Raw genomic sequence first — 13160 nt, 5'->3', positions numbered from 1 at the left:
TCATTGCGGCACTCGTGCTCGTGTGGAGCCCCCTCGACGGTGCGGTGTAATCGGACCCGCGCCGCCCCGACGTCGTCAGCCTGTTCTCGCGCGACGCGTGGGCGCGCGTGGTCGTCGGCGTAGCGCTGTCTATCGCCGCAGTCGGGTGGTTCGCGCAGTGGGACTTTGGCGGCCGGCCTCTGTTGCGTGCCATCCTGGTGCCCGTCGCCGCCGTCGGCGCCGCCGCCCTGGTGTTGGCGCCGTGGTGGATGCGGCTCATTCGTCAGGTTTCCGTGGAGCGTGAGCAGCGCGTGCGGGAATTTGAGCGCGCCGAGATCGCCGCGCATCTGCACGACTCCGTGCTTCAGACCCTCACGCTCATCCGCGCGAAGTCTCACGAGCCGGAGACGGTCGCCCGCCTGGCCCGTGCCCAGGAACGCGACCTGCGAACGTACCTCTATCAGGATCGTCGCTCCGAGGCAGACTCCGTCGCGACCGCGCTCACCACGGCCATGTCAGAAGTGGAGGACGCCCACGGCGTCGCCATCGACACGGTTCACGTGGGGGACGCGCCGACGACGGACGCGCTCCGGGCCGTGGTGCGCGCCGCACGGGAAGCGGCAAACAACGCGGCGCGCCACGGAAGCGAACCGATTAGCGTGTACGCGGAGCTCACTGCCTCTGTGTACCAGGTGTTCGTGCGGGACTCGGGCCCAGGCTTTGACCCCGCCGCAGTGGATCCAGACCGGGCAGGCATTCGCCACTCGATCATCGGCCGGATGGAACGCAATGGCGGGGGCGCAGTCGTGACGTCGGCGCCAGGAGAGCGCACCGAAGTGTCCATCACCATGCCAAGAAAGGAACAGCGATGAGTGTTCGAGTGGTGATCGTCGATGACCATGATGTGATTCGGGTGGGAGTGCGGGAATCCCTTGACTCCGATATCGAGGTGGTGGGGGAGGGACGCGACGTCGAGTCGGCGATCGAGGCGGTGCGCACGCATCACCCGGAAGTCGTCATCCTTGATGTCCACCTTCCCGGCGGAACCGGCGGCGGAGCGTTGGATGTGCTGGCCGAAGTCTTGGGCACCGCCGATGCCCCCAAGGTGCTCGCGCTCTCCGTTTCCGATGCCGCCGACGACGTGGTGGCCGTGGTGCGGGCAGGCGCTCGCGGCTACGTTACGAAGTCCATCTCAGGGCCAGAACTCTCCGATGCGGTGAGGCGGGTGCATTCGGGAGATGCGGTGTTCTCGCCTCGGCTGGCGGGGTTTGTGCTGGACGCCTTCAACGCGGCAGGCGGGGAAGTGGCCCAGGCAGACGAGGATCTGGACAAGCTGACGGAACGCGAGCAAGAGGTGATGCGGCTCATTGCGCGCGGGTACACATACCGCGAGGTCGCGGAGAAGCTCTTCATCTCCATCAAGACCGTCGAGACACACGTGGGCAAGGTGCTCCACAAGTTGCAATTGTCGAACCGTCACGAATTGGCGCGGTGGGCCGCTCAAAGGCGCATCGTCTAGGCGCCGAGCCGCTCGTAGTGTGACAAATCCCACAGCGGCTCGCCATGTGACCTGATTCACTGGATGAGCAGGAAAAAGGGGCTTGACGAGAGCGCTGCGCCCATTGCCCCTCGACCTGGGGACGGTAATCCCTAGTATCCGGCGCCTCGCCGCCGATTAGCCTCGTGGGGAGCATCAAGGTGCTGTCGCCCCGGTAGGTTCCAGGAGGCACAAGGATGAAGCGCTGGAGGAAGAGGCGCCACGTCAGTGGCTCTGAAGCCGCGCCGCTGACTCCCGACCAGGTCCAGACGCTGCGGGACCGTCAAGACCAGACCGGCCAGCGAACCGTCAGGATGTTCTTGCTGGTGTTCTTCATCGGGGCGCTCTCACACGTCGCCCTGTTCTCGAGTCTCGACGCGGCGCACTACCGCGGCATCGTGTTGGTGTCGGTGGTTGATGCCGTGCTGGTGGCCGTCGCCTTTCTTCTCATTCTTGAGGGTTACGAGACCCGCGGCGCAGTGATGGCGCTCGTTGTCGCAACCTTGCACATGCTGTGGGTGGTGATGCAGGTCTCGGCCTCCGCGAGCGTCGAGTCGATCCTCTTCCCCATCGCCGTTGCCCCGTTCCTGATGATCCGCCGCGAGTTTCCCGCGCTGCGAGTGGCGCTCTCCTCGTTCACGATTGGTATCTACCTGGTGTGCGAGATCGCGTTTCCAGCGGGCACCGGTGAGCACCCGCTAGACGGCGAGTTGGCGGACGCATTCGCCAGCGGCAATCGCATCTCGGCCGGCATTGCCGTCCTGGCGATTGTCGCTCTGGTTCAGGTCAAGATGTCGGCGACGCGGCGCATCCTTGAGGGATCCGCCCGCTACGGCGAGCTTCGCGCCACTACCGATGAGTTGACGGGCGTGTTCAACCGCCGCCCGATCATCGCTCAACTGAGCCAGTGGGCGGCACGCGGTCGCGGCAACTATGCGATTGCGCTGATTGACCTGGACTACTTCAAGACGATCAACGACGAGTACGGCCATGACTGTGGAGACACGGTCATCCAGGCGGTAGCCCTGACTCTCCGCAGCCACTTCCGCGAGGCCGACATGGTGAGCCGATGGGGCGGTGACGAGTTCCTGGTGCTCATGCCAGGGGTGCGCCACGCCGACCTGTTGCCGGTGCTCGACCGCCTTCGTCAAGCGATCAACCTCATCGAGAAGCGATGCAAGGGCCACGTCCACCGCGTGACCGTGTCCATCGGAGCGTCGATGGGAGCCATGGGGCAGACACCAGACGAGTGCATCGCCGCTGCCGACCACGCCCTGTATCGCGCCAAGGAAGAGGGAAGAAACAGGGTGGTCGCGGTGGGCGTGAGCGAGCCGACGCACGCACTCGGGCGACCGTCTCCAGACGAGCCAGTGACGCCCGCTTCCGGACTTGCGCGCCACCCGTAGCACCTTCGCGGTGCGCGACCCCGCGTCGGCTGGGGCGCCTAGACTGGTGCCGCCATGGATGCACTCTTCGACATCGCGTCCGCCGGTTCCTCCCCGCTGATCGAGGGCCTCAACCCTGAACAGGCCCAGGCCGTCGTGTACGACGGACAGGCTTTGCTGATTTTCGCGGGGGCCGGTTCCGGAAAGACGCGCGTACTGACCCACCGCATCGCCCACTTGTTGGAGTCAGGGCGTGCGCGCCCTCACGAGGTGCTAGCCATCACGTTTACCAACAAGGCCGCTGGAGAGATGCGCGAACGCGTCCAGGCGCTCGTGGGCCCGCAGGCGCGTCAGATGTGGGTGTCGACCTTCCACTCGGCGTGCGTGCGGATGCTGCGCCGCGACTACGAACTCGCCGGCCTCAAGTCGACCTTCTCGATCTACGACACTGCCGACTCCGTCGCGGTGATGAAGCTCGTGATGAAGGAACTCGATCTTGATCCCAAGAAGTTCACGCCCAAGGCGCTGCTGGGCCGCATCGGGACCTTCAAGGACGAACTGATCGACCCTGAGATGGCGGCGGCGGCGAGCGAGGCGGCCTCCCGCTACTCGATCGACCACGCTGCAGGCAAGGCTTACGGCGCATACCAACGCCGGCTCGAGGCCGCGAACGCTGTCGACTTTGACGACATCATCGTGAAGACGGTTCGCCTGATACAGAACCACCCTGAGGTGGCCGCTCGGTACCGCGCCCAGTTCAGACACGTGCTCGTCGACGAGTACCAAGACACCAACCATGCTCAGTACGTCTTGGTCCGTGAGTTGGTGGGAGATAGCGGAAACCTGACGGTGGTGGGCGACGCTGACCAGTCGATCTACGCGTTCAGGGGCGCGACCATCCGCAACATCTTGGAGTTCGAGAAGGACTACCCCGACGCCCAGGTGATCCGGCTGGAGCGCAACTACCGCTCCACCCAGAACATCCTGAGTGCCGCCAACGCGGTGATCGCGAACAACGCCGGGCGGCCGCCCAAGAACCTGTGGACGGACGCCGGCGCTGGCGAACGCATCGTCGGCTACGCGGGCGACACCGAGCAAGACGAGGCCCTGTTCATTGCCGACGAGATCAAGCGGCTTACCACAGCCGACGCCGTTGCCCCAGCCGACATCGCGATCATGTACCGCGCCAACGCTCAGTCGCGCGCCATCGAGGAGCGCTTCATCCGGGCGGAAATCCCCTACAAGGTGGTGGGCGGGACCCGCTTCTATGAGCGCCGCGAGATCAAGGACATGCTCGCGTATCTGGCGGCCGTGGTGAACGAGGACGACGACGTGGCTACCCGACGCGTCATCAATACCCCCAAGCGTGGCATCGGCGACACCACGGTCGATGCGATCGAGCAGTTGCGGCGCAGGCTTACGACGGACGCGGAGCGGTCGGGGAGCCCGGGCGTGAGTTTTGGGGCGGCGTTGCGCCGTGCGGAAGAGCTGGACCTCGCGGCCCGGTCCGCCAGGCCAGTGGCCGAGTTTGTCGCGCTCATGGACGACTTGCGCTCGCTCGCGGCGGACAACGGCCCGGCGGGAGTGCTCGACGCGATCGCTGATCGGTCCGGGATGCTGCGCCAGATGCGCGCGAGCGACGATCCTCAAGACGCGAGCCGCATCGAGAACATCATGGAACTGGTCGCTGTCGGGCGGGAGTTCACAGAAGAAAACCCAGACGGCACGCTTGCCGACTTCCTGGAGAAGGTCGCGCTCGTCGCCGACGCCGACCAGATTCCCGACGCCGACGGCGCGGGCGGAGTCGTGACGCTCATGACGCTTCACACGGCAAAGGGTCTCGAGTTCCCCGTGGTCTTTGTGGTCGGGCTGGAAGACGGCACCTTCCCACACATGCGGTCGATCGAGTCCGGCGACGTGAAGGATCTCGAGGAGGAGCGCAGGCTCGCGTACGTGGGCCTCACCCGGGCGCGCGAGCGTCTCTACCTCACCCGTGCTGAGGTGCGGTCCGCTTGGGGCGCCCCGCAGTACCTTCCGATCTCCCGCTTCGCGGAGGAGATTCCGGCGGACCTGGTCGAGTGGAAGAAGTCGGAGACGTCAATGTCCTCGCTGCGAGCCCGCACGGAGCGGCGCGGGGGCGGCGGCTGGTCTAGCACGTACGGGGGTGGGGCGTACGGCGGCAGCCAGGATCGCGAAGACGGCAACACGTATGCCAAGGCGGGCGCCGTCCGAAGCAAGCGTGTGCCCCCCAGCCCGCCTGGCACGCCGGACGGCGACGTGGGCTTCGAGGCAGGCGACCGCGTCACTCACGACAGCTTCGGCATGGGCAAGGTGGTGGGGACGGAAGGCGCGGGCCGTCACGCCGTGGTGAAGGTCGACTTTGGGGCCGCGGGCGTCAAGCGCCTCGCGTTGCGGTTCAACGCGCTCACCAAGCTGTAGCGCCCAGGTGGCGGCGGCCACCGAGACTCCGCCGACCAGCCCGCCAGTAGTCTGGAAGGCACTCCCCACGAAAGGATCCCCGGTGGAAAGCAAGACGTCCAAGGTCTCGATCATTGGCGCAGGCGCAGTGGGTTCCACCCTCGCCTACGCAGGACTCATGCGGGGCTTTGCGCGAACGGTCGCGCTCTACGACATCAACAAGGCGAAGGTCGAGGCCGAGGCGCTCGACCTGTCCCAAGGCATTCAGTTCATGCCAGAAGCCCATGTGATCGGCTCAGACGACGTGGCGGTGTGCGCCGATTCCGACGTGGTGGTCATCACGGCGGGCGCAAAGCAACAGCCGGGCCAGTCTCGGCTGGAGTTGGCCGAGGCGACGATCGGCCTCATGGACAAGATCATTCCTCCGCTCATCGAGGTGTCACCACACGCCATCTACATCCTCGTGACCAACCCGGTCGATGTGGTGACCTACGCGGCGCTCAAGGCCTCCGGGATGAGCCCCGCGCAGATGTTTGGCTCGGGCACCGTGCTCGACTCCTCACGCCTGCGCCACCAGATTGCGCGCGAGTGCGGCGTGGCCGTAGGAAACGTGCACGCCTACATCGCGGGTGAGCACGGCGACTCTGAAGTGGCGCTGTGGTCGTCCGCAAGCATTGGCGGGGTGCCGCTCGTGGAGTGGCACGATGACGACGGTCGGGTCATCATGACGCCAGAAGCGTGCGATCGCATCCACCGCGACGTGACCCGGTCCGCCTACCAAATCATCGAAGGCAAGGGCGCCACCAACTACGCGATTGGAATCGCAGGGGCGCGCATCGTGGAGGCGGTGCTTGGCGACCAGAACCGCGTACTCCCCATCTCGACGCTCGTCGACTACCCGGGTGTGGGCGAAGTCTGCATGTCGCTGCCAGCCGTGGTGGGGCGCACCGGAGTGAAGCATCGCGTGGATGTCCGCATGAACGAGGCGGAACGCGCGGGGCTCGAGGCTTCCGCGCGATCGATTCGCGAGGTTGCGGAACGATTCGGCGCCGTCCGCGAGCGGTGAATGGACGCCCGAATGGGGCGGAGCCTGACAGGCACCGCCCCATTCGCGTGAACTGCTAGCTCACCCGCGCCGGCACCCTGGCGGCTTGGAGCTGCGGCTCGAGGTATTGGGTCGCGTCGCCCTCGACCTGGAGGTGGGGAAGCCACTCGAGCCACTTCGGCAGGTACCAGTTGGCCTCGCCGAGCAGCGCCATGACGGACGGCACCAACAGCGTCCGCACCACCGTGGCGTCGAGGATGACTGCCACGGCCAGGCCCAGGCCCATCTGGTTGAACTCCGCCAGATCGCCGAGCGCGAAGCCTGCGAACACCGCGACCATGATGAGCGCCGCTCCCGTGATCAGGGAACCGGTGCGAGACAGGCCGAACGCGATGGCGTCCCGAGTGTCGCCAGTGGCCGCGTGGCGCTCCTTGATGCGGCTCAGCAGGAACACGTGGTAGTCCATCGACAGCCCGAACAAGACCGCGAACAGGAACAAGGGGATCCACGGCGCGATGCCATCGATTGTGGGCATCCCCAGCAGGTCAGCCGCCCACCCAAACTGGAACACCGCCACCAGTACTCCAAAGGCGGCGCCGGTGGACAACACATTGAGCACGATCGCGGTGGCAGCGATCGTCACCGACCGGAACGTGACCAACAGCAACACCATCGAAGCGCCGAGCACGATGAGGGCGACCCATGGGGCGGCGTCCAGAATGAGCTTGGTGAAGTCGATCGTGCTGGCTTGGCCTCCAGAGACGTAGGCACGCGCGTCCGTTCCGTCCAGATGCTGCGGAATGATGTGCGAACGCAGGTCCTTGACGGCCTCTTCCGCTTGCAGATCGGCAGCGTCGTGCACGTCCTTCGTGCCGATGAGCGCGACGCTTCCTTCCCATGTCACCTCAGTCTCTGCGAAGGCGGGCTCAGCCTCGATGGCAGCGGCAAGCGCGTCCACCTCGCTGCGGGCAGCGTCGGCGTTGTCCACCACGACCAGCGTGGACCCCTGGCCGTAGCCAAAGTCATCGACGAGCACCTCGGTGGCCTGCTTGAACGGCAGGTCGTCCGGCAAGGCATCGACCCCGGCGAATGTCAGCCGCATGGAAAGGGCGGGAAGTGCGAGCGCTAGCAGGATGGCAAGGCCAGCGACGGCGCCGACCACGGGACGACGCATCACGCCCTTCGCAAGCGCAGCCCAGAAGCGCGGCCGCGAGCCAGGGTGCGAGAAGGGCAAGGCCCCCTTGTTGACCCGCGTGCCGAGGAGCGCGAGCACGGCTGGCAGCAGGGTCATGGCCGAGATCACCGAGAACACTGCCACGATCATGGCGCCAGAACCGAGGCTGACCATGACGGTGGACGGCACCACGAGCAGACCCGCGAGCGAGATGAGTACCGTGCCGCCGGAGAACAGCACGGCACGGGTCGCTGTGTTTCCTGCGAGCGCCACGGCGTCCATGACGGTGCGCCCGTGGGCGAGTTCTTCGCGGAAGCGCTGGACGATGACGAGCGAGTAGTCGATGCCGAGTGCGAGACCCATCATCGTGATCATGTTGACAATGAAGAACGACAGGTCGAATGCCCTGCCGACTACGGCGGTGGCGCCCACTGCGGCGACAATCGACACGATGGCCACCATGATGGGCAGCCCCGCCGCCATCAACGCGCCGAACACGACCAGCAGGATCACGATGGCGGCACCGATGCCGATCATCTCGCCGCGGATGAAGCCCTCGGAGGCGAGTTTGTCGAACGTCGCCTCCCCGCTCGTCTCGCCGTACGTGTACACCGTGAATCCCTCGATCGCGAGGCCCCCGACGGTGTCGTTCAGCGTCGCGCCCAAACCATCAGGTTGGTCGAGAGTCAGCGTCGCTGTGAGCAACGCGGAGTTGCCCTTCTCAGATACGGGGAACGGCTGTTCCAGGGTGGGGCCGTCGACGCGCTCGATACCCTGAAGTGCCGTGAGCGCGTCCGACGCGGTGCGGATGGCCTCTTGGAAGCTCGCATCGGCGAAGGTGTAGGTGTCGGACGTGACGATGATCGTCTCGGTGAGCGGCTCTGTTGCGGCGGCATCGCCACCGCGTGCCTCTTGTGCGATCGAGTCTGCAGTGGCCGACTCAGTGGGGATAAGTGACTTGTCGTCCTGAACTAGAGCGTCGCCAAGCGACCCCGCCGCAGCGACAGCCGCAACCAGGCCGACAGTCCAGGCCACGATGACGAGCCAAGGTCGTGAGGCCGAAGCCCTCGCAACACGGCCAGTGATACCAGTTTTCATGATCGGTCTTCTCCTTGAGATGTGTGACGACCACCTGCAAGCCGTCGTGAGTGTCAGAAAGGACGCTACGGAGGGGCGCTGGTTCCGGTCAGCCCGCTACAGAGGGGTTCTTGAGGCGCTTCCGGGGGGTTTGCCTCTGGCGCTCGCGGGGGAGTGACCTGCGGCGGTCACTCGGCCGGGGGAAGGGCATTTCCGGCTCGCGGGTGTGGTGCGCGGCGCTTGCGGCGGGCACGATGAAGCCATGACCGAGAAGAACTCGTACGCGTCCATCCTGTTCCAGGCCCGCTTCTGGCGTGAGGCCGGCTACCTGCTGTTGGGGTTGCCGCTCGGCATCTTGTGGGGCACGTACGCGATCACGATGTACTCCACTGGCGTGTCACTCGTCATCGTGTGGGCAGGCATTCCGCTGTTGATGTTCACACACGTGTCGATGAGGTGGATCGGCGCGTCCGAGCGCGCGCTCGCAAACGCGATGATCGATGCCAGGATTCCGCCGCCCCCTCGGCGCCGTTCCACGGGGGGCGATGGCGCCCGCTCGGAGGCATCGGGCGGCGTGTGGGCGGCGCTTGGACGATGGAGCCGCGATGTGCTTCTCGACGCCCACGCCTGGCGAGTCGCCTTGTGGTCCGTTGTGAGGCTCGGACTTGGGCCCGTTGGCTTCTCGTTCGCACTGCTCGCCGTCGTCCTGCCCGTCTCCGTGGTGGGAGGCATCGTTCAGGCCGCGGTGTACAGGCTGGACTGGGCAGACTGGTATGGCTCAGGAGCAGGAGACCGGGTGAGTGACCTCGTGTCGTTCTGGACTCTGGTGGGTGCCCCGGTGATCCTGCTGCTCCTGCCCGCTTTCGCGTGGCCTGTTCGAGCACTGGCGCTGCTGCACGCATCGTTCGGTCGTTGGGCACTCGGTGCGAGCCCGAGCGAGGATGTCAAGGCAGCCACCGAGCGAGCAGAACTTGCCGAGGAGCAAGTACGCATTGACCAGGAGCTGCACGACTCGATCGGCCACATGATCACCATGAACATCGTTCAGGCAGGGGCGGGAGCACACGTCTTTGACACCGACCCGGAGTTCGCGCGCCAAGCGCTCAGGAACATCGAGGAACGTGGTCGCGCGGCGATGGGCGAGCTCGACCGCATCATCTCGGCCATTCGAGGCGATCAGCCAGAGGCCCGTGCCCCACTGCCTGGCATCGCTGACATCGCCCGCCTCATCGCAGAGTCGCGAACCGCAGGCATCGACGTGTCCTATGAGGCCGAGTACCCGCAGGCGCCAGCGGCCGTGGGAAGAGCGGCATTCAACGTGGTGCGCGAGGCGCTCACCAACGCTGCGAGGCACGCGCCTGGGGCGCCTGTGACCGTGCGGATTGCGCGCGACGCCGACGCTTTGGGGATCGAGGTGGTCAATGGCAAGTCCACCGAGGTGGGGGTACACCTGCCCCATGGAGGGGGAGGACGTGGCCTCTCTGGAATCCGTGACCGTGTCACATTGCTGGGTGGGAGATCGTCTGCCGGGCCAGAGAACGGCGGGTTCGCGGTGCGCGCCTTGCTGCCTCTCGAAGCCGCACTTTCGGAAAAGGTGGGCGAAGAATCCTCGCCTTGGGCGGCGCTGCGTGAGAAGGTATCCGCGTGAGAATCGCCATCGTTGACGACGACCCCTTGGTGCGGATGGGGCTGAAGGCCATCGTGGGATCCGAGCCTGGCTGGGACGTGGTGGCAGAGGCAGGCGATGGCAGAGAAGCGCTCGCCGCTGTGAACGCGCATCGCCCCGATCTTGTGTTGATGGACATTCGCATGCCGCACATGGATGGCCTCGAGGCCACCAGGGCGATCACGGCGGGGGAATCCGGCGCCAAGGTGATCGTCCTGACCACCTTCGAGGTTGACGAGTACGTGTTCGAGGCGATGCGTGCAGGCGCCTCAGGCTTTGTGCTCAAGCGAGTCCCGCCAGCTGAACTGATCGAAGCTGTGAGGGTGGTCGCGTCCGGCGAGTCGATGCTCTTCCCGGCGTCGACGAGGCGCGTCATTGAGCGCTTCGCCGCACCCGCGAGCGCGGCGGGTATGCCAGACCTCACCGAGCGCGAGGGCGACGTGCTTCGGCTGTTGGCACGCGGACTGTCGAACGGCGAGATCGCGACCGATCTCTTCGTCTCCGTCGAGACCGTCAAGTCGCACGTGGCGTCGATTCTCATGAAGGTGGGGGTGCGCGACCGCACGCAGGCGGTCATCGCCGCCTACGAGTCTGGCTTCGTGACACCGGGAGCGGCAGAAGAGAGCGATCCGCACCAGGCGTGAGGCCTGCTCACGGGCCGAACGGGCACCGTCCTCGACGAGGCTAGGCTGGGTACATCGTCCCCCTCAAGGCTGCGAGACCCGCGCCCCAAGCGTCAAGGAATCCGATGGACCTCTTCGAATACCAAGCGCGCGACATGTTTGAGAAGCACGGTGTGCCCGTGCTCCCCGGCATCGTCGCTTCCACTCCCGCCCAGGCCAAAGCGGCCGCCGAAAGCTTGGGAGGTGGCACCGTCGTCGTCAAGGCCCAGGTGAAGACTGGCGGGCGCGGTAAGGCTGGCGGAGTGAAGGTGGTGCACAACCCGGCCGACGCTGAGGCGGCGGCCGCGCAGATTCTGGGCATGGACATCAAGGGCCACACGGTGCACAAGGTGATGATCGCTGCCGGTGCCAAGATCGCGCAGGAGTTCTACTTCTCCGTGCTGCTTGACCGCTCAGAACGGCAGTACCTCGCCATGTGCTCCGTCGAGGGCGGCGTGGAGATCGAGGTGCTTGCCGTTGAACGTCCGGAGGCGCTCGCCAAAGTCGCCATCGATCCGCTCGTGGGGGTGGACGCCGCCAAGGCGGCCGAGATCGTCGCGACCGCGGGCTTTCCTGCCGACCTCGCGGGTCCCGTCGCGGACGTGATCGAGAAGTTGTGGACCGTCTATCGCGATGAGGACGCCACGCTCGTGGAGGTCAACCCGCTGGTGCTGACGGACAGCGGCGAGATCATCGCGCTGGACGGCAAGGTCACCCTTGATGAGAACGCCGGATTCCGGCACGACGACCACGAGGCTCTCGAAGACAAGGACGCCGCCGACCCGCTAGAGGCCAAAGCCAAGGCGCTGGGCCTCAACTACGTGAAGCTTGACGGTGCCGTCGGCATCATCGGCAACGGTGCAGGGCTGGTCATGTCCACGCTGGACGTGGTCGCCTACGCGGGCGAGTCCTTCGGCGGCGTCAAGCCCGCCAACTTCCTCGACATCGGGGGAGGCGCGTCTGCGGAGGTCATGGCCAACGGCCTCGACGTCATTCTGAACGACTCCCAAGTGAGATCCGTGTTCGTCAATGTGTTTGGTGGCATCACCTCGTGCATCGAGGTGGCGAACGGCATCGTCGGAGCACTCGAGACGCTGGGCGCCGCTGCGACCAAGCCGCTCGTCGTCCGCCTTGATGGCAACTCCGTTGAGGAGGGCCGTGCGATTCTGGCGGCCGCCAACCACCCGCTCGTGACCATCGTCGAGACCATGGACGGCGCAGCGGCCAAGGCCGCCGAGCTGGCCGCCGCCTAAGGAGACATCGTGGCCATCTTCCTCACCGCACAATCCAAGGTCATCGTCCAGGGCATGACTGGCTCTGAGGGCATGAAGCACACCGCGCGCATGCTCGCCTCCGGCACCCAGATTGTGGGCGGGGTCAACCCGCGCAAGGCTGGCACCAGTGTCGACTTCGACATCGATGGCCAGGCTCGCTCCATCCCGGTGTTCGGCACCGTCGCCGAGGCCATGTCGGCCACGGGCGCCGATGTCTCCGTGCTCTTCGTACCGCCGCCGTTCACCAAGTCCGCCGTCATGGAGGCGGTCGACGCTGGAATGCCGCTCGCCGTCATCATCACCGAGGGCGTTCCCGTCAAGGACACCGCAGAGTTCTTCACCTATGCGCGCTCCAAGGGCACCCGCCTCATAGGCCCCAACTGCCCGGGCCTCATCACCCCTGGCCAGTCCAACGTGGGCATCACCCCTGCCACCATTACTGGCCCCGGCAAGATCGGGCTCGTATCAAAGTCGGGCACGCTCACCTACCAGATGCTCTTCGAACTTCGCGACGTCGGCTTCTCCACGGCAGTCGGCATCGGTGGCGACCCGGTCGTCGGCACCACCCACATCGACTGCCTCGAGGCGTTCCAGAACGACCCCGACACGGCCGGTATCGTCATGATCGGCGAGATCGGGGGCGACGCAGAGGAACGCGCCGCCGCGTACATCGCAAGCCACGTCACGAAGCCAGTGGTGGGCTATGTGGCTGGCTTCGAGGCGCCAGAGGGCAAGACGATGGGTCACGCCGGGGCGATCGTGTCCGGCTCCGCCGGAACGGCGCAGGCGAAGAAGGAGGCCCTCGAGGCCGCAGGCGTCAAGGTGGGAAAGACCCCCTCCGAGACCGCACAACTCATGCGGGACGTCCTCCGCTCGTAATCCAAGCAGAGGCTAACGCGCGCCGATCCCGGCCCCAGGGCAGGCGCCGGGTAACCATGGCGTT

Annotated in this window: 10 protein-coding genes; 9 read left to right on the top strand and 1 reads right to left on the bottom strand. The window is 66.0% G+C overall.

What is annotated here, in order from left to right:
• Window positions 1-107 precede the first annotated feature (107 nt).
• From QZZ33_RS10055 to QZZ33_RS10035, 5 genes are all read left to right on the top strand, one after another.
• Window positions 108-851, top strand: coding sequence for an ATP-binding protein (locus QZZ33_RS10055; RefSeq protein ID WP_291379808.1), 744 nt, complete (start codon window positions 108-110; stop codon window positions 849-851).
• Window positions 848-1498 carry a response regulator transcription factor gene (locus tag QZZ33_RS10050; RefSeq protein WP_291379806.1) on the top strand — a complete coding sequence of 217 codons (651 nt, stop codon included), beginning with the start codon at window positions 848-850 and terminating at the stop codon, window positions 1496-1498. Before QZZ33_RS10055 ends, QZZ33_RS10050 begins: the two co-directional genes overlap by 4 nt.
• A 215-nt stretch (window positions 1499-1713) precedes the next feature.
• The gene (locus tag QZZ33_RS10045) at window positions 1714-2922 is read left to right on the top strand and encodes a GGDEF domain-containing protein (protein WP_291379804.1); all 1209 of its coding nucleotides are present in this window, start codon (window positions 1714-1716) and stop codon (window positions 2920-2922) included.
• Window positions 2923-2976: 54 nt separating this feature from the next.
• Entirely contained in the window at window positions 2977-5340 is a 2364-nt protein-coding gene (pcrA, locus tag QZZ33_RS10040) for a DNA helicase PcrA (RefSeq protein WP_291379803.1), read from the top strand.
• A gap of 82 nt (window positions 5341-5422) precedes the next feature.
• The gene (locus QZZ33_RS10035; RefSeq protein WP_291379802.1) at window positions 5423-6385 is read left to right on the top strand and encodes an L-lactate dehydrogenase; all 963 of its coding nucleotides are present in this window, start codon (window positions 5423-5425) and stop codon (window positions 6383-6385) included.
• A 55-nt stretch (window positions 6386-6440) separates the two neighbouring features.
• On the opposite strand, the gene QZZ33_RS10030 is transcribed toward QZZ33_RS10035, so the two are convergent.
• Window positions 6441-8636, bottom strand: a complete 2196-nt coding sequence (locus tag QZZ33_RS10030) for an MMPL family transporter (protein WP_291379801.1) — start codon at window positions 8634-8636, stop codon at window positions 6441-6443.
• A gap of 241 nt (window positions 8637-8877) precedes the next feature.
• Between QZZ33_RS10030 and QZZ33_RS10025 the strand changes: the two genes are divergently transcribed.
• The 4 genes from QZZ33_RS10025 (at window position 8878) to sucD (ending at window position 13096) form a co-directional block, all read left to right on the top strand.
• Window positions 8878-10263, top strand: coding sequence for a sensor domain-containing protein (locus QZZ33_RS10025; RefSeq protein WP_291379800.1), 1386 nt, complete (start codon window positions 8878-8880; stop codon window positions 10261-10263).
• Window positions 10260-10925 (top strand): response regulator transcription factor, encoded by a 666-nt coding sequence (locus QZZ33_RS10020; protein ID WP_366475997.1) that lies wholly within the window; start codon window positions 10260-10262, stop codon window positions 10923-10925. Before QZZ33_RS10025 ends, QZZ33_RS10020 begins: the two co-directional genes overlap by 4 nt.
• A gap of 104 nt (window positions 10926-11029) precedes the next feature.
• Complete coding sequence (gene sucC, locus QZZ33_RS10015; protein WP_291379799.1) at window positions 11030-12196, top strand: ADP-forming succinate--CoA ligase subunit beta; 1167 nt, start codon at window positions 11030-11032, stop codon at window positions 12194-12196.
• A 9-nt stretch (window positions 12197-12205) separates the two neighbouring features.
• Window positions 12206-13096 carry a succinate--CoA ligase subunit alpha gene (gene sucD, locus QZZ33_RS10010; protein WP_291379798.1) on the top strand — a complete coding sequence of 297 codons (891 nt, stop codon included), beginning with the start codon at window positions 12206-12208 and terminating at the stop codon, window positions 13094-13096.
• Window positions 13097-13160: the final 64 nt, after the last annotated feature.

This window comes from Demequina sp. (assembly GCF_016278775.1).
Lineage (GTDB): Bacteria > Actinomycetota > Actinomycetes > Actinomycetales > Demequinaceae > Demequina.
This window is presented reverse-complemented; position numbering and strand designations above follow the sequence as displayed.